17 protein-coding genes and 2 pseudogenes are annotated in these 23,696 nt (G+C 35.3%); 8 read left to right on the forward strand and 11 right to left on the reverse strand.

All coding sequences use genetic code 11. From position 1 onward, the window contains the following. Window positions 1–374: 374 nt before the first annotated feature. Genes nhaA through AN213_RS15905 form a run of 5 tightly spaced genes read right to left on the reverse strand, consistent with a single transcriptional unit; the run spans window position 375 to window position 6,022 of the window. The gene (gene nhaA, locus AN213_RS15885) at window positions 375–1,697 is read right to left on the reverse strand and encodes a Na+/H+ antiporter NhaA (protein ID WP_055199106.1); all 1,323 of its coding nucleotides are present in this window, start codon (window positions 1,695–1,697) and stop codon (window positions 375–377) included. Further along, on the reverse strand, window positions 1,684–2,682 hold the full coding sequence (gene hflC, locus AN213_RS15890) for a protease modulator HflC (protein ID WP_055199107.1): 999 nt from the start codon (window positions 2,680–2,682) through the stop codon (window positions 1,684–1,686). Before hflC ends, nhaA begins: the two co-directional genes overlap by 14 nt. Beyond that, window positions 2,679–3,734 carry an FtsH protease activity modulator HflK gene (gene hflK, locus AN213_RS15895; protein WP_055199108.1) on the reverse strand — a complete coding sequence of 352 codons (1,056 nt, stop codon included), beginning with the start codon at window positions 3,732–3,734 and terminating at the stop codon, window positions 2,679–2,681. Before hflK ends, hflC begins: the two co-directional genes overlap by 4 nt. Window positions 3,735–3,770: 36 nt before the next feature. Continuing rightward, window positions 3,771–4,829, reverse strand: a complete 1,059-nt coding sequence (locus AN213_RS15900; protein ID WP_095209782.1) for an alanine/ornithine racemase family PLP-dependent enzyme — start codon at window positions 4,827–4,829, stop codon at window positions 3,771–3,773. Then, the gene (locus tag AN213_RS15905) at window positions 4,826–6,022 is read right to left on the reverse strand and encodes a DUF1611 domain-containing protein (protein WP_055199109.1); all 1,197 of its coding nucleotides are present in this window, start codon (window positions 6,020–6,022) and stop codon (window positions 4,826–4,828) included. Before AN213_RS15905 ends, AN213_RS15900 begins: the two co-directional genes overlap by 4 nt. A gap of 606 nt (window positions 6,023–6,628) precedes the next feature. Here AN213_RS15905 and AN213_RS15910 point away from each other — a divergent pair. The 6 genes and pseudogenes from AN213_RS15910 to AN213_RS15935 all read left to right on the forward strand — a co-directional run bounded on the left by AN213_RS15910 (window position 6,629) and on the right by AN213_RS15935 (window position 15,169). After that, window positions 6,629–7,267, forward strand: a complete 639-nt coding sequence (locus AN213_RS15910) for a hypothetical protein (RefSeq protein WP_055199110.1) — start codon at window positions 6,629–6,631, stop codon at window positions 7,265–7,267. A gap of 169 nt (window positions 7,268–7,436) precedes the next feature. Continuing rightward, window positions 7,437–8,412, forward strand: a pseudogene (locus tag AN213_RS20435) (transposase). Window positions 8,413–9,072: 660 nt separating this feature from the next. Next, on the forward strand, window positions 9,073–10,149 hold the full coding sequence (locus AN213_RS15920; RefSeq protein ID WP_055199111.1) for a ComEC/Rec2 family competence protein: 1,077 nt from the start codon (window positions 9,073–9,075) through the stop codon (window positions 10,147–10,149). Beyond that, window positions 10,142–11,488, forward strand: a complete 1,347-nt coding sequence (locus tag AN213_RS15925; RefSeq protein ID WP_055199112.1) for an ABC-three component system protein — start codon at window positions 10,142–10,144, stop codon at window positions 11,486–11,488. Before AN213_RS15920 ends, AN213_RS15925 begins: the two co-directional genes overlap by 8 nt. Then, entirely contained in the window at window positions 11,485–12,063 is a 579-nt protein-coding gene (locus tag AN213_RS15930; protein WP_055199113.1) for an ABC-three component system middle component 1, read from the forward strand. Before AN213_RS15925 ends, AN213_RS15930 begins: the two co-directional genes overlap by 4 nt. Then, window positions 12,044–15,169 (forward strand): AAA family ATPase, encoded by a 3,126-nt coding sequence (locus tag AN213_RS15935; RefSeq protein ID WP_055199114.1) that lies wholly within the window; start codon window positions 12,044–12,046, stop codon window positions 15,167–15,169. Before AN213_RS15930 ends, AN213_RS15935 begins: the two co-directional genes overlap by 20 nt. Before the next feature lie 361 nt (window positions 15,170–15,530). On the opposite strand, the gene AN213_RS15940 is transcribed toward AN213_RS15935, so the two are convergent. The 6 genes and pseudogenes from AN213_RS15940 to AN213_RS15965 all read right to left on the reverse strand — a co-directional run. Continuing rightward, entirely contained in the window at window positions 15,531–16,337 is an 807-nt protein-coding gene (locus AN213_RS15940) for an ion transporter (RefSeq protein WP_055199115.1), read from the reverse strand. Window positions 16,338–16,600: 263 nt separating this feature from the next. After that, complete coding sequence (locus AN213_RS15945) at window positions 16,601–17,221, reverse strand: hypothetical protein (protein WP_055199116.1); 621 nt, start codon at window positions 17,219–17,221, stop codon at window positions 16,601–16,603. Beyond that, window positions 17,218–19,218, reverse strand: coding sequence for a hypothetical protein (locus tag AN213_RS15950; RefSeq protein WP_055199117.1), 2,001 nt, complete (start codon window positions 19,216–19,218; stop codon window positions 17,218–17,220). Before AN213_RS15950 ends, AN213_RS15945 begins: the two co-directional genes overlap by 4 nt. Window positions 19,219–19,226: 8 nt before the next feature. Further along, a complete protein-coding gene (locus AN213_RS15955; protein WP_055199118.1) occupies window positions 19,227–21,326 on the reverse strand; it encodes a hypothetical protein in 2,100 nt (699 codons plus the stop codon). After that, on the reverse strand, window positions 21,323–22,450 hold the full coding sequence (locus tag AN213_RS15960; RefSeq protein ID WP_055199119.1) for a tyrosine-type recombinase/integrase: 1,128 nt from the start codon (window positions 22,448–22,450) through the stop codon (window positions 21,323–21,325). Before AN213_RS15960 ends, AN213_RS15955 begins: the two co-directional genes overlap by 4 nt. Before the next feature lie 61 nt (window positions 22,451–22,511). After that, window positions 22,512–23,135 (reverse strand): annotated as a pseudogene (locus AN213_RS15965) (ion transporter); the annotation flags it as partial. Between the two features lie 88 nt (window positions 23,136–23,223). Between AN213_RS15965 and AN213_RS15970 the strand changes: the two are divergent. After that, on the forward strand, window positions 23,224–23,430 hold the full coding sequence (locus tag AN213_RS15970; protein ID WP_054563817.1) for a hypothetical protein: 207 nt from the start codon (window positions 23,224–23,226) through the stop codon (window positions 23,428–23,430). After that, window positions 23,423–23,695 (forward strand): hypothetical protein, encoded by a 273-nt coding sequence (locus AN213_RS15975; RefSeq protein ID WP_055199120.1) that lies wholly within the window; start codon window positions 23,423–23,425, stop codon window positions 23,693–23,695. Before AN213_RS15970 ends, AN213_RS15975 begins: the two co-directional genes overlap by 8 nt. Window position 23,696 lies beyond the last annotated feature (1 nt).

Genomic DNA, 23,696 nt, shown 5'->3' on the forward strand with positions numbered 1-23,696 from the left:
TGGCTAACCGAACAGTACTTACTGACCCAGAGCCGCCCTTTAGCCCTAACTCATAATTATCCAGAGGCGGGTTATAAATATAACTCGCCTTTGCCACACTGTGAGTAAACGTGAATGCTAAAAAGGTCAACTTTAAGTAAAAAGTAGCCATTTAAATCTTAAAAAAATCGCTTAATTTAGTTTCATAAAAATTCTTAATGAAATAAAAGTAATGTGGTAAATCTCTGCGCTCAGATTTGAAGCTTTCTTGTAAAAGGCTAAAAACTTACTAATTTGAGGTTCATCTCAGAAGCACTAATTTCATCAGGTATAGAGAACTGAGAATTTTGTCCTAGACAACTTAACTGTTAAAATAACAACGTTTGTTTTGCTCGTCACAAGCGTGTCCTAAACTTTAAAAACAAGCAGCCAATAAAGGCTGATGTGATTGACGCTATAATTATGGCGAGTTTTGCAGTTGTTACATAGGTTGCTTGTAATGCTAAATCGGCTATAAACAATGCCATAGTAAAACTAATCCCTGCTAATAAACTTCCACCAAATAGCATGTGCCAATTCAAGCTTTCTGGTAAGACTGCAATACGTGTTTTGACAGCAAACCAACTAAATAAAATTATTCCAAGAGGTTTACCTAGCACTAAGCTTATAAATATAGTAATTGCTAGAAAATCAAAAGTATTAGCTTCTTTTATAATAATGCCAGCATTTGATAATGCAAAAAGCGGCATAATTACAAAACCAACCCATGGGTGCAGAATATTCTCTAGCCGTTCAACAGGGGATAGTGCTTCTCTTGCTGCTGCTTCAGCCGTTTTTAAAGCTTGTTTGTATGGAACACTACCTTCACTGATTTGTGATAAAGGGTATGAAGTAATACATGTTATTATGCTGTGTAAACGTTCGTTATCAACCCATTTTACTGTTGGAGTCATAAGCCCGAGGATTACGCCTGCAATAGTAGGGTGAAAGCCTGACGAATCGATAGCTAACCATATCACCCCACCAATTGCCAAATATATCAAAAAGCTTCTAATGCCCACATGAGCCATTGCTTTCACAGTTATTAAACCAACAACAGCAAAACCAATGTATATCCAGTCAATTGTGCTGCTATAACCAATTGCGACAGCTAAAATCGCACCAATATCATCGACCACTGCAAGGGACAGCATAAATACCCTTAATACCTTTGGAATGCTTTTAGTAAGTAATGCTAAACACCCTAAAACAAAAGCTGTATCGGTCGACATAACCACCCCCCAACCATTTAAGGATGGGGTATCAAATTGTAGTACCACAAAAATCAATACAGGAACAATCATGCCACCAATGGCAGCAGAAATAGAGAGCATAGCCAATTTGGGGCTTCTCAACTCACCTAAAATAAGTTCTCTTTTTAGTTCTAGTGCGACTAAAAAGAAAAATATGGTCATGGCGCCATCGTTTATCCATTTATGTATAGAACGCTTAAGCTCAATTTCACCAAAGCTGAAACCAACAGGTGTTGCCCAAAATTGAAAAAACGGCTCGCTAAAACTAGAATTCGCAAAAATTACTGCTATGAGTGTTGCAATCAAAAGGGCGCCACCTGATGCAGTCTCAATCTTTATAAATCGAGTAACAGGTTGTACGAACCAATCAATGTGTACTTTTGGTAGTTTTTCACCTTGAGTTTGCTGACCTCTAGTGGTTTGCATTCTGAGGCGTATTCACAGAGTTACTTAAGTTCGTTTTATCTAGAAATTTAAAAAGCTCATTATTTGATGAAAGAACAAGTGTTGTATCTTCAGAAATAATGGATGGGTAAGACGCCATTGTGCGGGTAAATGCATAAAAGGCGATAGCTTCAGGTGCTTGATTGTAGGCTTGTGCATAAATTTGTGCAGCTAAGGCATCAGCTTTTCCTCTGATCTCTTCTACTTGCTGATAAGCTTCTGACTGAATTTTATTTAAGTCTCTAACCCTATCTCCCCGAATTCTGGCAGCTTCGCCATTACCCTCTGATAAGAAACGCTCTGCTATTTGCCTTCTTTCACTTATCATGCGCTCATAGATCTTTGGACGAACACTAGCATTGTAGTTAATTCTTTTGAATCGGATATCTAACAGTTCGATCCCAAATACTGACACTTTCTGTGAAGCAGAATCGAATATCTCTTGCTCTACAAATTTTCGACCTTTCTTTATTGGTACCAAAGTACCAATTTTTAGCTCTTCTTCAAAGGTACTTAATAATCCTTCCCTTGATGCGATTCGCTCTTTATTGGTTCTTATAATTTCAATGAGTTCATGTTTTGCAACGGCATTTCGAGTTTCACTTCCTAAAATATCATCTAACCTAGACTGGGCACTGTGCTCATCTTTCAATCTAAGAAAATACTGTAAGGGATCAACAATTCGCCATCTTGCAAACAAATCTACTGAAATATAAAGTTTATCTTTTGTAGGCATATCTGATGGCCTGCCATCCCATTCTAAAACACGCTTATCCATAACATTTATCTGTTGAACAAATGGGATCTTTATTTTTAGACCAGCATTGGTTATTGGTTCACCAATAGGCTTACCAAACTGAGTGATAATTACTTGTTCGACCTCACTGACAGTGTATAGGCTATTTCTTGCAAAGATAAACACAACCAAGGCTATAAAAATTGTTGAAAATCTTAGTAGGTTCTTCACTTTTTCTCTCCTGGTTTTGAATTACTAAAGTGCAGTAGTGGCAATACATTATGTTCAGTTTGATTAAGAATAATTTTTGACTGAATATTTGGGAGTACTTGTTCCATTGTCTCTAGATATATCCTTTTTACAGTGACTTCTGGCGCCTTTAGATATTCAATGTAGAGCGCCTGAAAGCGTGCTGCATCGCCCTTGGCCTCATTTATGCGCTTTAATCTATAACCATCAGCTTCTCTTATCCTTTGGTCTTTTTCACCCAAAGCTAGTGGGATCACTTTGTTATAATCACGACGCGCTTCATTGATAAACTTTTCTTTTTCTTGCTGAGCTTGATTTACTTCGTTAAAAGAGGCTTGGACAGGTTGTGGTGGATTTATATTTTTCAGTTGGACTTGGTCAATTCTAATACCCATTGCATATTTTGTAGAAAGAGCCTGCATTTTGCTTAATGCTTCAGACTCTATCTCTTGCCTGCCTATCGTGATGACTTCATCAACGGTTCTATCACCGACGACTTCTCGCATAACCGATTCGGAGACATATCTTAATGTCTCAGAGGGCTCTCTAACTTCGAACAGAAATTTAGTCGGTGCATCAATACGATATTGAACCACCCATTCAACAAGTGCTGCGTTTAAATCACCAGTTACCATCTGTGTTTCTTTTAAACCTAGAGAGTGTCGTGAAGGTTGATTGCGCCGAACATTATTACTGGTTGAAAACCCGAACTCTTGTTTTAGTTGCCGTTTAACTGCGACGATGGTTGATGTATCAATATTTAAAGGTAGTTTAAAGTGCAGACCTGGCTGTTCAATGTGTGAGAACTTTCCGAATCGTTGGATAACAGCGACGGAATCACTAGGCACGGTGTAAATTGAACTCCATATACTTAATAAAACGATAAATAGAGATAAAATAAGCACAAAAGTAACTGGTTTATTATCTGGAGTGTTGTTTTTAGTATTGAAAAACACCTTAAAGAGTTTATTTAGATTTGGTGGTGATTTATTTCCACCACCCCAAGGGCTGTGATTGGTTGATAATTGCTTCATTGTAAAAGTACTCCAAGTTGAATAGCTTTAGTTTTGCTAAGTAAAATACTTTTTTACGAACGGTGAGGTCATTGCGGACAATAACCCTACATAGTCAATTTTAAATTCAATTTCCTGTCCTATTTCCAAAGGCGTGTTATTGCTTTCAATAACAATATGATCACTGCTAGCCGATATGATTGTTAATCCCTCTGGAGAGATTAATCCATGAGGGTCAACATCCTGCCTACCTAAGGCAAGTATTGCTTGGGCAACATCACCTCTATCAATAATGTCATCTTGCTCTCCAAAAGCATTTTTATGACGCTTGCCCCAAGGAGTGGATGGTTTTTGATTAGATTCAATCACTTCAGCAATGAGTTTTACTGTATCAGTATGTGCGCCGCTAATACGGCGTTTTTTGAGCGCTTCTACTCCAAAATAAATAGACTCACCCAAACGCAATTGATTTACACGTTCGACATTGTCTGAACTAAACGCCCATAATAAATTTGCTGAATTTCCGCCTGAAATAATGTCTAGCTTAATTTTAAAGTGCGTTTCTATATCAGATGCTAATTTGGCCAAATATGTCATATTATGGTTGTCGGGTGCGATACCATATCTACATGCCAAATTAGCACCAATGCCTTGTAAACTGATATTTGATAATGAGCATGTTTCTTTGATTATCTCAATAAGATGATGTGGCATAACCCCTTCTCTTAGATCGCCAAGCTCTACCATGATTATGACTTGGTGGAATACTCCGAGCTTTTTTGCGGATGCAGAAAGCGCTTGTATGGTAGAAATCTCTGTATTCAGGCTTATATTACAGTTAAGCAAAACCCGTTCTAATTGACTCAACATCGGAGGTCTTATCAACATTATGGGTACTGAAATACCGGCTCGTCGCATTCTTTCAATATTTTCAATTCTTGAATCGGCTAGGATAGTTGCACCTGCATCTATTAAGAGCCGGGCAATAACAGGATGACCCATAAATACTTTAGTTACAGCTACAACATCGATTGCTAAAGGTTTCAGCATTTTTATTAACAGCGCTGCATTTTCTGCTATTTTGTTACCGTCAATTTGCAGCCGAGGATTACTCATTGTAGCGTAGGTATTTTTATTCTGAGATGAGGAAATTCTATTAATATCATTTCAATTAAAAACATACTTGAGCAGCTTAATGCATCAGTTACGGGGACCGAGAAATCTTTAGAGTAACGATATGTATATTCTTCGAGATCCATTTCATCCATTTCTTCATGGTTAATACATATGCCGATAACCTTTGTTTTCGCAAAGCTTTCAATCAACTCTATTTCAGATGAAAGCTTAGGCATTGGCATACCCTTAAAATCGACCCGCTCTTTCCTATGCGGGGCGTGTTGCAATATGACAGCATGAGGTGCACTTCCTCTTAAGATCATTGCACTGGTTGAAAATGCAGGATGACTTAAAGCGCCTTGACCTTCAATTATGATGATATCGGGCTGTTCAATTTTATAAGCACGATGGATGACAGCTTCAAGTTCTCCAGGGCAAAATTGAGCAGGTATAGAATCCATAACTAAACCATAGGGGCTACCTTGAATTATACCGGTTTGACCTGTTGCAATGAAGACGACTTTTAAGCCATATCTTGTCAGCGCATTACTTAATGTTACTGCTGTGGTGCGTTTTCCTATTGCACAGTCCGTTCCCATTATAGCGACTCTCGGGCAGGGAACTTCCTTAAGAATATTTCTAAAAACTTGTAGCTTGCTTCTATTTACGGGTTTTCTGATGTCATAAAGTGAAACACCATATTTTTTGCTTGCAGCTATGAATTCAGGGTCGTCGTTTAAGTATTGATGCAATCCATTGACTATATTCATACCACATGTAATGGCTTCTAACATAACTTGACGGTCTATAGTGGATAGTAAACCATTTGAATGCGCTAAACCGTAAATGAAAAAGTTGACAGGTTCATTTGCCATTTCAAATGCTTCATTTAAGCTTGAGTAAATCGGGATGCTATTTCTTTTATTATCTAAAACATACCCAGAGTCTAAACCAGCCATTTCGCTATCAATGACGGAGAGTATTCTAAACTTAGATGATTGTCTTATAAGCCCATTCGCTGTTTTACCATCACTTTTCGTGAAATTAGCTTCACAATAAATAATCGCAGTTGGAACAACATTTAGCTCCATGAAAGAGTTAAGTTGAGGCTCTTTAACTTGATTTTGCTCGTTATTGTATTCGGGGGACTGCTGAGATAAAGGTACTTCTGCCTTGAGTGACTTTTTATTCATGATAACACCTCTAATGTAGAAATTACTTAGAGGGCAATTTGTGCATGCCGAAGCGCCAAATCGGAAGAGGTACAAGTAGTCCCCACTAAGTTAGTTGGGGGTGTGTTTACATTAGTCTATTTTTTGAACAGAAGATAGTTAAAAGTCAAATTTAATTATATTTAAAATTTAATCTTATGAATTAAAAGTGATAATTCGAGTTGTTTGTTAGAGTGGGTTAGTGCCCAGCGAACGGCTTACTTTCAAAAGCAGACATAGAAGGGCATTTTTAACCTATGTTTGTTAATGGTACAGAGCCGCTTGCCGGATCTAACTCATTTTTGTCCATTGACGAGTTACAATCATAACTCGCCTTTGCCCCAAGACGTGCTTAGGTGAACGCCTCGACAGAGCGAACCTCAGCCGTTCACTATTGCTAACATAGTCAGGAAAACAGCCCAATCGCACATTTTTTGTCCTGAGCAATATAACTACTGCATTTTAGTAGTAATGGCAAATAGTTAAGAAGTTTGTTACAAATGATTCATTCAGAAAAGTTAGCGGCGCTGTGGTAGAAAAACGCGCGATTCTCTCGCTACAAACATGTTAGGGCTTCAAGGAATTTAGATGTCAGAAACTAAAATTGAAAATGAAAATGAAAATGAAAATGAAAATGAAAATGAAATTGATATTGCAATTAATAGCCTCAACGAGGCTATAGATGAACATAATCGGGATGCAAGAATTGCCCAGAATAGGGCCTTATACGGTATCTTAATTTTAGCCAGTGTATTCATGATGATTTTAATATTGTCAGGGTTAGGCTCAATAGCAAAAGTTGACACTGCAAAGGAAGACTCGAGAAACACACCAAATGAAAAAATTAGCTATGTAATTCAGATTGGAGAGGTAGTAGAAAAGAATAAAACACTATTAATTGTGTTTGTTGGCTTATCAGTAATGAATTTCGGTGTTTTTATGGCTTTGCATAGACATCACCTTAATGAAGTATCGAAAGCTAGGCACTTCAAGCTTGGCTTTCAAAGAGTTCAAATCGCCGCTGAGAATTATTCTCATGATGGTTATCAAACTGAAGTGAGGCAAAGTCTCGTTGAAGGTGCTTTTTCTTATAATCAAGTTAGTTCGTTAGGCTCCAAAAAAGTTGAAAGCCCTATACCTGGGCACCCTACATCTGATATTTCAACGATGTTTCTTAATAAAATGTTGGAAGCCGTCGAGATAAAACCTGTAGCTAAAAAGCCCTAGCAAAGTCATCAAACAAAGGACAAAACAACTGGCCTGCGCTCCTACGTCGCTAATTTTAGCATCCTATTTTGCGCAGGTTAATTCAACGTGGACACCCACTCCAATTTGCATGTTGGGGTGGTTTGTCTAAGCTTTTAGTTCTTCAAATTCAAAGTTCAAGGAGTGAACGATGGGATTCGCAAAGAAGCGGCAAATCAGTTTGTCGGATACTCGGTATTATCATTGTGTTTCAAGCTGTGTTTGCCGTGCATTTTTGTGCGGTGAAGATAAATTTACGGGTAATTCGTATGAACATCGCCTAGGGTGGGTAGGAGAGCGGTTGTTGTTAGCGCAGGTTTTTTGCATTGATGTATGTGCTTTTGTGGTGATGAGCAATCATACCCATGTGGTGTTGTATATAGATGATAAAAAAGCTCAAAGACTCAGTGGTTGAGCTGTACTCATACGTTGGCACAAGGGGGTTAAAGGCTCGATTATAGGTCATAAATATCTGCATAATGAGCGCCTAGAAGAAGGTCAAATATTCTTTCTAGACAAAGAGATAAGAGGATATCGACACCGATTGTGCAGCATTAGCTGGTTTATGCGGGTATTGAACGAAAGGGTAGCACGAGAAGCGAACAAAAAAGATAGTTGTACTGGCAGATTCTGGGAAGGGCGCTTTAAAAGCCAGGCGTTACTGAATGGGGCCGCATTAATGTCTTGTATGGCGTATGTAGATTTAAACCCAATCAGAGCAAAAATGGCAAAGATACCAGAAGAGTCAGACCCAAACCTGTATTGAGATAAGCTGTAATCAAGCCACGGAGGGTAAACAGCCAAAACAACTTGCACGCTTTTCAGGTAATCCTCGAAAACATATGCCCAAAGGCCTACAGTTTGAACTTAGAAGCTATTTGGAGTTGGTTGAACTGACAAGCAAGTATATTCGAACTGACAAAAGAGGCTTCATCGACAGCAATCAAACCTCCATTCTTGAGCGATTGAATATCAAGAAAGACAACTGGCTAATACTGACTACTCAGTTTGAAAAAATGTTTCATGGTGTGGTAGGCAAAGAGTATGCACTGGATTTGTATTGCGAGCGACAACAACATAAGCTAAGACTCAGCATCTCAAATTGCACAATGTTATTAAGCTGGTAAAAACCTGATTTCATCCAATTCTTTTTATGCTTTCGAAATGGCAGGGATACGCACGCTTAAAGGGTGAGAAGTTGAGTAAAAAGCGAGTAATTTAAGCAATTCCTTATCCATATTAGACATGGTTTTGATAACATCTAGCGACAATTTTAATTAAGAGCTTGTTTAAAGTGGCTATCCTTTGAATTTTTGGGGCATATTTGCCCTTATACAATTAATGCCGCTATTCAAAAGCTTTTTAAACAATAGAAATGCTTGTCGCACACTTTACCGTAGATAGTCTTCGTCGAACATGTCGAAGTCTACTTTCTGAAGCTGGTGTTGCAGGAATTTATGACTGGTATGATTATTTAGATGAAAGGCAAGATGCATTAATACGCATCTCATCTCACATTGACACATTTATTTAAGTCACACCTACTATTTTAGGCCTTTAATTTTATTGAACACTTGTAGGCTGATTATCATTATTTTTTTTTGGGGCTCAGTTAAGGAATTAAGCTAATTGAACAATATCGAAAATAGCTTGAGTTAATTTCTTTTATAATGCATATTTATTAGCGACTTACGATACAAAACTATTATAATTTAGCCCCATAATTAGTGATATTATTCAATTGCAAAATTGGCACATAAATCAAATGTTATAAAAGGGAATTGAACATGAGTTTTACAACAAAGATATTGCAAGCTGAACATGGGGATTGCATATTAATCCAAGGTGTTTTTGAAGGCGATATCTCGCGTAATATTTTAGTGGATGGCGGTACAACTAACACTTATCGAAGAGCGAATCGTTCGGGAGTATTAAAAAGTGAGTTAACTAAAATTAAATCACAAGGACATAAAATTGACTTACTCATTTTAACCCATGTTGATGATGATCACATTGCTGGCATATTAGCGGGGTTTAAGCAAAATGAGTTATTAAATGAACTAACACAGGAAGTTTGGTTTAATTCCGGAAAATTAATTTTTGCACATTTTGGTAAACAACCAGATAACTCAAATTTTGTAAGAACATCGCCAAATACAGATAATGATTCTAATTTAACCAGTATTAGTCAAGGTGTTACTTTTGAATCAATTTTAGAAAATAAAGCAATCTGGCATCAAGAGCTAATCTTGGAAGGTCAAGAAATAGAACGGTTTGGAGCGACTTTCTCTATATTGTCACCAACTGAAGGCAAATTAAGAAAATTACTCGTAAAATGGAAGAAAGAAACTAGTTCTAATTTAACGTCAGCCTCTGATACTGATTATTCAAAAAGTTTTGTCGAGCTCTTAGAGAACGATGAGTTCAAAGAAGACAAATCTATTCACAACGGCAGCTCAATTGCTTTTATTTTTGAATATCAGTCGCAAAGAATTATGCTATTGGGTGACGCGCATGATCATGTTGTTGTTGACACTTTGAAGCAGTTTTTTGCAAAGGGGGTTACTAATCAATTTGATTTTGTAAAGCTTTCTCATCATGGCAGCCAATACAACACTAGTAGCGAATTTTTGAATTTAGTTGAATGCGAAAACTTTGTGGTGTCAACGAATTCGGCCAAACATGGTTTACCAAATAAATTAACTTTAGCGCGAATTTATCAAGCGAAGCCTAACGCAACTATTCATTTTAATTACCCCGAATTAGTTATTCCTAAAATATTCAATAACCCGCAAGAGAAAATAGATTTAGAAGATCAAGGATTTAAGTTATCTGATCAAGGTACATTTTTTAATTATGGTTAACCCTCAAGATTTAATAATAAAAAACACAGTAGTGATTGACGATGGTAGTGGTGTTATTTTGCAGCCAATGACTAAAGAATTTAGTTATGTAGTTACTGCTAAGCACGTAATTCAAATTGATAAAAACGACATTTCTAAAGGTTTTAAATCAAAGGATGATATTGAGGTCTATACTACAGCTGATACTAAAATAGCTCTTTTTGATTTCTACTATCATCAAGATGTTGATCTAGCGATATTGAAAGTTGAATATTTAGGTTCGGACATATTAATAAAAAATACTAATTGTCAGTTTGATGAAAGATTACAATTATGGGGTTTTCCTAAATTTTCAGCCGATCACAGAAATGAAGAAAAGCCTCGCATAGACTGGATTGAAAGTTATGCAGCAACTGTTAGTAGCGTAAGTTCTAATAAACTTGAATGTAAAGCTGATGATAGCGTTGAAATAACTGGGCTAGAAGGTTTTTCTGGAGGTGGGCTATTTGATATTGTGAGTGATAAAATTTATTTGGCAGCAATAGAATATCGAGTTTACAAACCCGACGAGTATGTGAATCGTATTTACTCAGTACCTATTCAAAATATCCAGAAAATCCTAGACGAAAATGATTTATTACCCATTTGTCCTCCTTATCTTGGTTCTCTAAGCGAGTTAACATCTGAAGCTTTCCAATCTCTATCTTTTTTTAACCCAAAAAATAAAGAAAAGTTAGCAAAACTATTTACTCACCTTTCAAAAGATAAAATCGAACATGCCTCGTTTACTCCTCATAGCTTAATTAATAAAAATAGAGAGTTAATAAGTGAGTTAAATAAAGATCCAAAATCAATTGAAAACAAGGATTTATGGGTCTCTATTATAGAGTTTTTACAAGTCTACGAATTACTTGATCCTCAATTTCAGTGGGATGAAGAATTTGTAAATTACCTAACTAAAAACTTTAAATTTTTATATTTTATTGATAATAGTTGGAAAGATAAACTAAAGGAAATAGTCTTGTTTGATTGTGGCGATTTAGTTAATAAAGGATACTTAATGCTTATACATCATGGGCATGATAGACCGGACGTACCAGATCAGCTAAATCAATATCGAGATCCTGAAAAGTTACCACATATTATTGCGAGTGGAATAGACGATCCAGATTCAATAGCTCATATCTACTCTAAAAAAACGAAAGATATATCAATATTACATTTTGCTAAATTGAATAAATTTAGCTTGAGTGACAAAGAACATGAATTTGACAATTTAACTTTTACACATCTCGAACAAATAAAAAATCAACTTATTGATAGTTATTCAATGTATTTAAGTTGTGTGGAGAAAAAATGATTTCATCATTTACACCTGAAAAATTAGAAATTAACAGCGAATTTTTAACTTCTAATAAATTTGATTTTTATAGTTTTGTATATTCAATTACATCTCATTCAAGGCTTACATGTATTTGTATAAATTTAAACGAAGAAGCAGCTTTAGTTGAACATTGGGAACGAATTACTAATGAAATCGCGATTGAATTTATTAGTAAATTAAATGACAGTTTTTCCAAGTGGAACTGCTATTTGATTTTTATTTGTACTAAGCCTCTGAGCAGAGCGATTAAATACAAAATTGAAAATGATAAATTTGCCATTCGTAAAATTGTGATTGACGATTTTAAACGAAAATTAACTGATGATGAAGTTACTCGGTTACTTAATGAAAGAATTTTATCGAGTAAAATAGTTTTAACCCAAAACACCAGCTCGAATGGTAAAGGTGAAGTAAAGCTGTCAGATAGCGCAAATCGAGTTTTGGATATTGATATCCCTATAGATAGCGCAGTTGATTCAATGAAACAACGTAAAGTTTGGATTGAAAAAGAATTAAAAAGGATTTCAATAAATGAAAATCAAACAAGTTAATATTCAAGCATTTAAATCTTATTTAGAAAAAAAAGATGGAATATTTGATTTTTCATATGGCAATAAAAGTGATGTTGCTAATGTAGTTTCTATTTATGCTCCAAATGGTTTTGGTAAAACATCCTTTTACGATGCTGTCGATTTTTGTATTACTAATAATGTGACACGTTATATACGAGATGACAAAGTTCGTGTTAAAAACGATAAGTTATCTAAAAAGGGTTCCTATATTTTAAGAAACTCTAAAGCACCTAGTTCATTAGATACAAAGATTGATCTGATTACTAGTGACGATGAAGTTATCACTAGTAGGGTTATTAAGAATAAAAGAGGTAAGAAAAGGGACTATTTATTTAAAGATTCTGACACGCCAGAGGATAAAAAATATTTTCGTGATTTAATGTTATCTCAAGAAGCAATAGATGCCTTTTTACGTGAAACTGAACCTGCTGCAAGATATGAAAAGTTTGCTAAAAATCATGTAAATGAACTATCCGAGTTGACCGACAAACGAAAAAAAATCCAGAAAATATTAGATGATGTTAATACAGCCGTTGCAAAAGAGAATGATGAAAAGCAGAAGGCAGATAAGGCATTATTAGAAGTTAATGCTGATCAGACAATTTTAACTAAATTACAGGAACTAATTTCTCAATGCAGCAAATTAGATCTAAGTATAACGCCTATCCAAAGCGATTTTGATAAAGGTAAATATAAGCTTTTGAAGTTGGAAGTTAGAAGTTTATTAGACTCTTTAGCCCAAGACTCTACACAGAAAAGCTTGCTTAAAATAGCATATTTAGATTTTATTGAGAGTTTTGAATTTGTTAAATTGTCAATTGAACGAATTCAAAATGCTAGAGGACGAATTAATTTATTTAGTATTAAACAGCAGTTAATTGACCAAAAAGATGAATTAAAAAAGCTTGAGTTGAATTCATCTACACTAGATAACCGTTACGATAAAATATCAGAAATTTGTAATGATGAAGATAATTTCTTTAAAAAGTTATCGAATAAAAATGATTTATTATCGAAAAACAAAAAATTAAAAAAAGATTTTGAGCTAAAGGAAAGTGAAAAACAATTGCTTACAGTGCAAGTTTCAGAAGCTGAAAAGTCACTGCATCAGACTAAGCTTGAATCTGATTCATTACTAGAAAAAGAAAAAAACAGCCAAGCTCTTTTTTCCCGCAAAACGGAATTAGAAAAAAACTTGCTGGGTCTTAAAAACAAAAATGAAAAACTTGTAAAAGAACTTAATAATAAAAACCTAGATTTAGAAAAGTTGAAAATTCAACTAAATTATTTTAATAACTTCGATATTCATTACCCAGTTGCAGAAGAAATAGAGAGTATTGACGTTAAATTATTAAATCAATTACATGCTGAATTTAAAAAAAATATTTTACGAATTGATACGCTAAATCTTGACCTTACAGCTAAGAAAAATGAAATAGCTACAATAGAACAACACTCAAGTGCTATTTCTGAATTGATTCAATTAGGTAGTCAAATAATTGAAAAGACACAAACCAATAATTGCCCTTTATGTTCTCATTCACATCAAAATTTTGAAACACTCAAAGCTGAAGTTAAGAATAATAAAGCTCTTGATTCGATTTCGAGTGCGCTAATACAATCTCAGTCGGAAATCGAATCTAAAATAAAAGGTTTAAAAACAGAGAATGACGCTATTTCGTCTAAGTACGATGAATCTAAAAATATAAAAATTCAAAAATGTTTAGATTTAATAGCTAAGTTAAATGCCGATATCGAATCATTGAACAATGATAAATCTCAGTTGGACAGTGAGATTAAGTATTCTAATAATGAATATGAGTCGTTACTAAAAAGCAGCCTAGCTATGAATCAAGCTGAGTATAGTTCTTATTTACGTAAATCAATTGAAGATAAGGAACGTGTTCTTACTTTCACAAATGATAAAATACAGAAAAATTTAGAAACCATACAAAAGCTAGATAATTCATTCAAATCGTTAAGTAATGAAGAAACATTAATTTATCAAAAAATAAAAAGGATTGAAGACTCTAAGATATACCAACAATTTATTGAAATATGCCGGATTGAAAATGTTAACCATGCTTTAGGTGTTGATATTTTAAGAGAAAAATTTAGTGAGTTAAAATTAAATTATGCAATTAATGTTCAAACTACAAAAAATAATATTCAGAAATTGTCTGAAAAAATAAAAACTAACGAAGATAAATTGCCTGATGCTTTTAAAAAGTTAACAGTCGATGAACAGCAAATAATGATTGAACAGGCAGAGAAAACTGTAAAATCTGAATCTGAAAAACTTAAAAAATATTCTAATATATTTCCTGAAATAGTTGACATTGCCGTTTTTGATGTGGAGCAAAGATATCAGGATGCAAAAGAACAACACCTAACGATAGAGCATGGTATTCAAAAGATTAATGAGCGACTTAATTTTTTGAAGATGATAGAGAGCTCTGCTGATGAAGCATTGAAGTTAAGTGAATCGGTTAAATTACAAAATGAAATAGAACTACTATCTATAAAAATTAGCTCATTAGAAAAGTTACAAAAAACTTTGAAAGCAGATATAAAGTTAATTGACGATAGAATAAAAGCTTACATAGATGACTATTTTTATTTAGACGTTATCAACGAAATATACAAGACGATAGATCCTCACCCTGAATTCAAAAAAATTGAATTTAGTTATGTCGCTTCAAATTCTAAACCTGAATTACATATCAAAGTTAAAGATAATGAAGGTAATGAAATTATTGCCCCATCACTTTTTTTTAGTTCAGCTCAAATCAATGTTCTGAGTTTAAGTATATTTTTAGCTAAGGCTTTAAATACTAAAGACTACGATGGCAATGATACACACTGTATTTTTATTGATGATCCCGTCCAGTCTATGGATTCGATTAATGTTTTAAGTGTGATTGATTTATTCAGAAATATTGCATTTAAATTTGATAAGCAGCTCATTATTTCAACACATGACGAGAATTTTCATGGATTATTAAAAAAGAAAATCCCCCCTCATTTATTTAAGTCAAAGTTTTTAAAATTGGAATCATTTGGTAAGGTCGCAGTCGAACAATAAATGAAGTTTGAGGCTTGTATCGTTTCTTTTTAGCCACGAAATCTGCTTATACTTCAATTCAGACACAGGAATGTAAAAGTTCCAGTGTCTGAATTGGCACAAAACCGTCCTCAGTCTGTAACTCACAATTGTCCAAAATTTGCTTTTAATTGACTTGCCTCTGCTCCAAAAACTACTCATCGTAATTGCTATATAGTCAACTTTGCGCGAACTACGGAAGTTACCCAAAACAGAACAAGTGAGTCTAGATAGCAATTAGTTAAACTTGATCTTCCCCTGAATTCGGAGACATATAGCTTGCCTATTCGTATCAAATGTCAAATTATTCAGGGGGGAAGATCAGTTAGACTTTCTCAATTTGTTAAGACTCTGGAAAATTACGACTAATCATTCGCTTCAATTCATTAATTTCTTTATGTAAATCTTCAATAGTTGGTTTATTAGAGGCCTCTTGTTTTTCTTGGCGCATTTTTGCGTGTTCGTCTTCCATTACATTTACTACGATACCAATAACCATATTTAAGAAAGCGAATGCTGTGAAAAATATAAAAGATAAGTAGAATATCCATGACATTGGATAAACTTCCATCGTTTCATATTGAATATCAGTCCAATCTTCGAAAGTCATTATTCTAAAAAGGGTTAGCATAGATATCGCAATATCACCCCATAACTTAGGATTGATCTCGTTAAATATAAAACTACCTATTGCCGCATATATATAGAAAATAATAAACATTAATAATATGACATACCCAAGTTGGGGGAGAGCTTTGATTAATGAGTTAATTAGAACTCGTAACTCGGGGACGACTGAAACCATTCTTAGTACTCTAAATACACGAATTAATCTCGCTAGAAGTGCCATTTCACTATCATTAATTGGTATCAAGCTTATAAGGACAACTAATGTGTCGAATATATTCCAGCCCTTCTTAAAGAAGTTTCGTTTATCATCATCGGCGATAAATCGTACTGAAATTTCAAAGAGGAAAAATAAAGTTATAAATATATCTAAAATATGAGTTATTGAGATAGCGCTGTCAGGTAGCTTAAAAGTTTTTGCTCCTATCTCAAGTGCGGAAATTATAATTACGGCTACAACTGATAGCTCAAATGCTTTGTTGCTCTTAAGCCTATTCAGCTTTACTTTTATATTTTCGTACATCGAGTTTTCAACTTTTTTGAAGGTAGTAAATTTTAGCTAAATCATATACAAGCAATGTACTACATTGGGCTAGCAATGATTTTTAAGTGTTCGAACGTAATTTTAATAATTTTTTTAGAAGAAGCCTATCTTTTACGCTCTGAGAGAGGATTGAGTTTTTATCAATAAATTTCATTCTAGATTAAACAAAATGAAAATTAGGTAGGTTTTCTCCAACAAGTAATGTAGTTTTCTTTTTTTTAAACTCGCAAATGGGTTAACCTTTAATTTTTCCTGTTTACCTGCAGCGTCATTTCTCGTAATTGAGAACGCAAGTTTGATATTGTTTGTTGCGCTTTTTCATAATCTATTTTTAGCTCTCGTAGCTTCTGTGATGTTTCAACCTGGTTTTGAGCAACCTCAGAGTGCAAAGCGGCTTGAAAGTATTCAACTAAGTTTTTGTTTAACTCTTGTTCATACTTTAATTCAAACTCACCTTTTTTTACTTCAAGTTCCTTTTTTGATAGTCGACGCCCTGAATTGCAGGTATTACAACGTTGTTGCCAGATAGCATGAAGTGTAGCGTTGTAGTGTTCAAGATAATCTTCGAAGGACTTCATATCCATTCGGTCATTTCGGAGGTTTGACTTATCAAACCCTGCCATTTTTGCAAGTTTGGCGGGTTTAATTGTTCGTTCACTTATCTTCAAAGTTTTTGGTTTTTCAGCTGCAATGATCGTATCTCTAGCCTCAATAAATCTTACGGTCACTTTATTCACGATCGCACTTTGTATAGTTGTTAACGATTCCATCCAGTTTGTATCACCAGGGTAATCTGGTAGTTCAGTATTATCCAGTAATGTTTCATCTCTATCGTCGATAGCAAAGTCGTTTAGGTTAATCATTTTCGATCCAATTGCCTTAAGATTTTTTCACCATTTCTGACCGTAGTTTCGCTCACTTTGTGTGCAGCAGTTTTAAAAGGGAAGTTATTTAGAAAGTCTTTATGCGCTAGAACAATGCGAATGATTTCTTCTTTATGACTAATAGCACTACTAATTGAGTGAACACAGCCTGAGCAAAGATCGAAACAACCATTTTCAATATTTACTAAGCCTGTTTTTTTGTCTAAGCACTTTGATAAAGATTGCGTCTCTGCAAGCACCATGCAGATACCGTACTCATGAACAGCAATACTCTTAATTTTTTCTTCAAACTCAGCTAAAACTGTCTCTAATTCAGAAGGCTCAATCACCATAGACTCTTTTACTTTTCGCTGAATTGCCAAAGCGAGGCTTCCAGAAAATATATCATCTGTATCCAAAGCCATACGCTCAATTAGTTCCCTGATATAGCGACGTTCAGCTCCATTCTTTATCGATTCTCTATCCTTTCCACCAACATACTCTTTTGTGAATTTACTTTGATAGGAATGCTTGAAATGCTGTCTTATGGCTTCAAAGACACGACCATCAAAGCGACGAATTGCAAATTCAGCAAATGAATGACGGAACATATGTGGGTGAACTTTTTCACATAGTGTTGTTAATTCCTCACCAAATTCATCAATTGCATCAGAAAAATTAGCTTGAAGACTAGCTCTTAAGGAGTTGTTACTTGCGGCTTTTACTTCAGCGTCTTTAGAGAATCTAGGCTGGTGTGTCATAGAAAAAATTGGCATACGCTTTCCGTCTAAGCGATTACGCTTTGGGGTATAGGACATGTCACACATTACATTTGCAGCCTTTGCGACTAAGCCGCCCATGCTCCTTAACGCCGGAACTCCATGGTTGGTTTTAACTATATCGCTTTTAAAAGTCCAGACACCATCATTATTTTCTTGATAATCGTCTGCAAAAAAGTTTCTTATCTCACTCAATCGCGCCCCTGTAAGCGATAAAACTATCGTTAAACAAGCGTTAAAAACTTTTCGGTATATTTTTGTGATTTCCTCCCAAGTGAACGGAAAAGTGTTAACAACCTTACCAGATGCCTTTTCTAATGAGCGCTTCAACGTGCTGTATCTAAGAATAAAATCCTTCTTTCTCTTTCTCTTTCTCTTTCCAGTAGGTGAAGGAGAAATATATTTAGATGCACAGAAGTCATCATAAGAACTTGGTTTGTCATATCTACCAGAGAAAAATAATGTGTTGTGAGATACACATAACTCACTTTGTTGATGCTTGAAAAAAGCTCTCAAAATACGACATTCTTTACTTTCTATAACATTAATCGCGTGTGCCAAATTAAACATGTTTGCTGCAAATGGAATTGATTTCCAACCATCACCGTCAATCCACTTTGCATAGCTGATTCCGTTATCTTCAAGGTGTTCTTCAACACTATCCTGAATGAAGCTTGCAGGTAATGATGTTTGCAAGCCATCATGCACTAAACCCAACGCATAGAGTCGTTGAGACTTCCGTAACATGTCACAAGCACTGATAATAGGACCTCTACCCAACATTCCTTTTGTGGTGTTATTTCTTTCTGCATTACTGCCTTCCGTATAAAAGTCAATACGATTGAATAACACATCTATGATAAATTCTCGACAATGAGATTCAGTCCATTGTCGCAATGGTGTATCAGGATAATGAGACTCTTTCCACACGAACAGTCTCATTAAGTTAGAGGCATATGCCCTGATTGTATTCAGTTTCCCAGTGATTTCGCGTGTTACTGGGTCAACACCTCCGGACATCTCAATCCATAAAGCTTTAAGAAGACTGAAGTCTTCTTTTGAAACCTTGTGTCGAGCATCTGTAAAATCAATTTCATGAACTTCACTTTTTCCTTCGAGGTCTTTAGGGTAAGAAAATAAATAGAATACATCTTGCGACTGGTCGTTTAATAAAGGTGTATCAGGAACATCAGCTTTTTCAATATATGTATTAAACATTACTTAACCTATACCATCGGTGAAAATGGAAATTTATATCTTCTAGACATTAACTTTCCTTCCTTGATAATCGAACTAGAAAACTCAGCTAGCAGCGTGCTGAGGTATGCTCGATGCATTTGAGCTTTCAATGCTTTCTTTTCGCTATCAAGCTTTAATCTTGGTATTTCACTGTTTATATGACTTATTTTTGATGTAATGAGGGCTGCTGTTAGTGGTGTTTCGATCACGATCCTTTTACCTTCAACATTTATATCTCCTATGTCACCTACCACATTACCTAATTCCTTATTTACAATGTCATACAAATCTTCTTGCTCATTGATCGTCCCTTCGATGCCTAGCAATTTTGTAACAGCCTTAAGGTCAAGCACTTTAGTTTTATTAAATAGCTTTTCAACAGCTCGTGCATCTTGTTCCATTGTATCACCTACTTGTGCAGCAAAACGTCTCATAGATTCGAGTTTCTCAGGGCTACGTGAGCGAGCGTTATATATGTTTTGTTTAGTTTCAAGATTATGTGCGGTCAGCAAAGCCTCGACCTCTTTTTCTGCTTTTTCTTGATAAACGGGTTTGCGATATTCTGAGCTTTCTTTAAGCGCAGGGGCTCTATGTTTAGCATCATCAGCTTCAACGCGTGCTCTTGCTATTGAATCAATACTCAAAGAAATAAAGCCTTTATCCTCGGAGATGCGATAATTAATAGAGTTTTCAGCTGCACTTAAGTTATTTTCTACAATTTTTTTTAGTAAAGCTAAAATTGGCACTGAGTCCTTTCCAAGGTTCATTTTCATGTGTTTATGCAGTTCAGTGCTCTCATCAAGCAAATCTATAAAGAAGTGATTTAAACGGTTTGCTTTATGTTTTCCAATTTGTCCTAAATTATCCGTAGTTCCTCGTACTTTATGGTACTGAATAAGCTTTGGATTATCGCCTGGATGCTGCTGTTTGAAGTGTTCTAAATATATTTGTGTTGCTTTGTATGGCTGGCTTCCCTTTTTAAGTACATCGGTGGCAAATCTCTTTTTACCTCGACCTTTGTAGTATTTAAACTGGACCCCTTTATTATTTGAGATAACATCATTGAAGCTCATTCTTTCTACACCGGATGTTTGAATTCTGTGGCACGCTAAAATACATTGCATAGCAAATACAGCTTCATGACTCAACCCATATAAATCATTCATACAATACGATTTTATAGTTTGTAGCCGATACTTCTTTTTATTAATTGCAACTAAGGTTTTCATATCTCCTGTGCTTTTGTTTACGAGCTTATTGAGCCATTCTTTGCGCCTAATCCTGACGTCAGGTTCATTGGATAAAAATACATCTGGACAAGGGTTTTCATGCATAAACCTTTCAATTAGCCAATCATCATTCAGTGCAAGTATAGTTCTTGCAAGTTCTCCATAAAGCCTTCTAGAAACTTTCGCGACTTTGTTTTTTAAATCTGCTGATAGGGCGTATGTTGGATAGCTAAATGAGCTTATTTTAAACGACTCTAATGCTGCTTCTTCTAATTTTTTATTTTGTAATAATAGCTTACGCTTTTCATCAAACGTATTAATAATGTAGGAACTTAGCAATAAAAGAGAATCAATCATTTCTTTACTAGTAAACCCTAAATCAAACTTAGTCGATAAAGAGTCCCTGGGTTGGGTTTCTTCCCAAGTAAATGATGGAGTTTTAGTAATCATCACGTAGAATTCTGGTAACCAGTATTCAGAATCACTTTTCTTTTCTTTTTGACCGCCATACAATTTTAAAACGTAAAGTACACTGGTAACGCTACTTATTAACCCATTACCTGTTTGCTTAGTGGTATTCTTGAGGTGATTGGTATATCGTGCAAAGATGTCATGGGGTACTTCACCATACTTCTTGATTAACTCAACTGTGAAGTCAAGGAAATTAGTTAATTTACCAGCTAAATTTTGCCTTCTAGCATACGATAAGTTCAAGAATAGTCTACTCTTCGTGTAGTCCCAATAAAGTAACAAAAAGTTATGGTTACACATGTCAGCAGGCAATTCCCACTTAACTTTGCCGTTAATTACAATTTGATGCTTTTCGTTTCTTTCACTACTATCCGATATTAATTTCATCTTGATTTACCAAAATATTTTTTAGCATATGCTGTATTTTTTAACGAAAGTGTATCCACGACACCGAAACGATTTGTTATCACAAAGTCATAGAATATGTAGATTTTTGTTGTTTCTACAGAACTGTGGCCTAACCACTGGGGAACAAACACCATAGGATCTTTATTTTCATCGTAACAAAAGCCAACACTATTAGTTGCATAACACTTTCTCAGAGAATGGTAAACTCTAGCTTTCCAAGCGTCCTTATCGCTATTTGTTTCAGCCAAATTAGCTAATTTTATGCGTGTAAATAGCCTACTGGCATAATTTAAATCAGATAGAGACTCTCCATTAGCTTTAGCCATTAAACTTTCTTTAAGATTCTTACCTCTACCCCATAAAAAATTATTGATGGCAGATACAAGTTTAGGCGATATGTGAGCTTTTCGCACTTTATTGCCCTTACCTATGATTTCTAGCTCATCAGCTCTTATAAGGTGCTTGTCTTTTTCTGGGAACTTGCGTCTTAAAATTGCGGTACTTAAATTGTTGTGAGAAACTAATTCGTGGGTTCTAAACCCAGCATAATAACCAAGCTTTAATGCTAACTCGTCTCTTTCTCTTATGAATGGGTTTTGAGCCTTAACTTGAGCTAAAATTTTGTCTTCAAATTCGTTTTCATCCATGTAGATAGTGAGTATCTCTCCCATAAGAAGATCTTTAACGTTCCGCTGTGTTTCACTGTTATCGTAGGTAAAAGACAAATAATCAAAAGCATCCGTAATACCAATCTTCTTCATGTAAGAATAAAACTTGCTCAAAACGGTGGCATGATATTCTATCGTACTTTTTTTATTGCCTTTTTTTTGTCCTCTGTAGGCATTGAGGTAGGCCGTCATATGAGCGTCTGTCACGTCTGCATAGCTGAGGTCGTCAGAAGCCTTTAAGACATCAAAGAAATCTTTCAGGACTTGGGCATAAGCTTTGGTCGTAGCCTTATTATCAGAGATTCTCCCGTTTCTAGCGACGTGAAGTAAAAATAGGGAAGGTGCGAATAAGGGGATATCTTTATCATCAACAACTGTACTTAGATTGATTTCTCCCCCAGCGTATTTAATCCCTTTTACCTGTACGACTCTCACTGTCTTCACCCCTTTATTTATTATCTATACAGCTTGTAATTTTGTTGACAAGCCTGTACTAAAAAAATAGGCTATAAAGAATCATTATGTCAATAAAAGTCACATTAAAAGACAAAGGTATATAATCGGTCCAATCCTCGAACGTGGCGATTCTGAACAGGGTGAGCATAGAAATAGACACATCACCCCACAGTACTGGGTTGATGTCAGCAAACAGCATGCTACCCATGGCGGCATAAATATAGAAGATCACGAACATGAGCAGGGCAATATAGCCCATTTGTGGAATGGCTTTTAAAAGCGAGTTAACTAGCAGTCTAAGCTCTGGGATCATAGATACAAGTCGCAACACGCGGAAAATACGCAGTAATCGAGCGATAAAAATCGTAGAGCCAGCTGCAGGGTAAAGGCTTCCCACCACGATTATAAAATCGAAAATATTCCAACCTTTGGTGAAAAAGTCTTTAAAACCACGACTGGCGATAAACCGTATCACGAGCTCAACTAAAAAGAATACCGTGATACCTAAGTCCATCCAATGTAAGGCAAGCTCAGCAGTTGAATGTAAAGAGTAGGTGTGTGCACCCACTGTTAGCGCTGAAATAACAATGACAGCAATAACAAATGATTGAAAAATTTTACTTTTATCGATACGCTGAAACAGCTGTTGTAACTGCGACAACATCATATAGAACCCTTTGGTAATAATATTTAAACCCACGCAATATACAGGAAAACGCAGCACCAATGTATAACTACATAAAGGAAATTTAATGTTTTTAAATGCCTTAAAATTGGCCGTGATTGCGACCCTTGCAATACTTTTATCAGCTTGTAGCTCAGATGCCCGTTATCATGAAATTCAATCGGCGCGTTTAAGTGAATGCAATCATATGGCAGATAAAGAGTACCATGAGTGCGTAAAGCGCCAGCAAGACAGCTACGAAGAATTTAAAAAACAACAAGCAGAACATGACTAAAACTGAAAAACGTCTAGATAAGGCTATTCGAGTTGCTTTGACACAAGCGTGCGAACAAGCAAAAGAACAAGTACAGGAATTTTCATGGTTAACGCATACTGCTGACCTGAAAAAGCTACCGCAATCACTAAAAGTAAGTTGTTATTGTAAAGAGCTGCCGATAACCGCTGAGCAAACCCAGTTAATTTCCAGTTTAATTATCAAAGAATTGAGCGCTATAGATTTAGCTATCAATGCAAAAGCAATTGCGTTTTTAAAGGAATAAT

The sequence above is a fragment of the Pseudoalteromonas sp. P1-8 genome, from assembly GCF_001399985.1.
Lineage (GTDB): Bacteria > Pseudomonadota > Gammaproteobacteria > Enterobacterales > Alteromonadaceae > Pseudoalteromonas.

What these genes read in the sequence shown, in the direction of transcription:
- AN213_RS15905 (WP_055199109.1), bottom strand. Translation starts at nt 6,022, where the DNA reads ATGAATAAAAAGTCACTCAAGGCAGAAGTACCTTTATCTCAGCAGTCC.
- hflK (WP_055199108.1), bottom strand. Translation starts at nt 3,734, where the DNA reads ATGAAGCAATTATCAACCAATCACAGCCCTTGGGGTGGTGGAAATAAA.
- AN213_RS15925 (WP_055199112.1), top strand. Translation starts at nt 10,142, where the DNA reads ATGGTTAACCCTCAAGATTTAATAATAAAAAACACAGTAGTGATTGAC.
- AN213_RS15975 (WP_055199120.1), top strand. Translation starts at nt 23,423, where the DNA reads ATGACTAAAACTGAAAAACGTCTAGATAAGGCTATTCGAGTTGCTTTG.
- AN213_RS15910 (WP_055199110.1), top strand. Translation starts at nt 6,629, where the DNA reads ATGTCAGAAACTAAAATTGAAAATGAAAATGAAAATGAAAATGAAAAT.
- AN213_RS15900 (WP_095209782.1), bottom strand. Translation starts at nt 4,829, where the DNA reads ATGAGTAATCCTCGGCTGCAAATTGACGGTAACAAAATAGCAGAAAAT.
- AN213_RS15945 (WP_055199116.1), bottom strand. Translation starts at nt 17,221, where the DNA reads ATGATTAACCTAAACGACTTTGCTATCGACGATAGAGATGAAACATTA.
- AN213_RS15930 (WP_055199113.1), top strand. Translation starts at nt 11,485, where the DNA reads ATGATTTCATCATTTACACCTGAAAAATTAGAAATTAACAGCGAATTT.
- AN213_RS15940 (WP_055199115.1), bottom strand. Translation starts at nt 16,337, where the DNA reads ATGTACGAAAATATAAAAGTAAAGCTGAATAGGCTTAAGAGCAACAAA.
- AN213_RS15920 (WP_055199111.1), top strand. Translation starts at nt 9,073, where the DNA reads ATGAGTTTTACAACAAAGATATTGCAAGCTGAACATGGGGATTGCATA.
- AN213_RS15935 (WP_055199114.1), top strand. Translation starts at nt 12,044, where the DNA reads ATGAAAATCAAACAAGTTAATATTCAAGCATTTAAATCTTATTTAGAA.
- AN213_RS15955 (WP_055199118.1), bottom strand. Translation starts at nt 21,326, where the DNA reads ATGAAATTAATATCGGATAGTAGTGAAAGAAACGAAAAGCATCAAATT.
- AN213_RS15970 (WP_054563817.1), top strand. Translation starts at nt 23,224, where the DNA reads ATGTTTTTAAATGCCTTAAAATTGGCCGTGATTGCGACCCTTGCAATA.
- nhaA (WP_055199106.1), bottom strand. Translation starts at nt 1,697, where the DNA reads ATGCAAACCACTAGAGGTCAGCAAACTCAAGGTGAAAAACTACCAAAA.
- AN213_RS15950 (WP_055199117.1), bottom strand. Translation starts at nt 19,218, where the DNA reads ATGTTTAATACATATATTGAAAAAGCTGATGTTCCTGATACACCTTTA.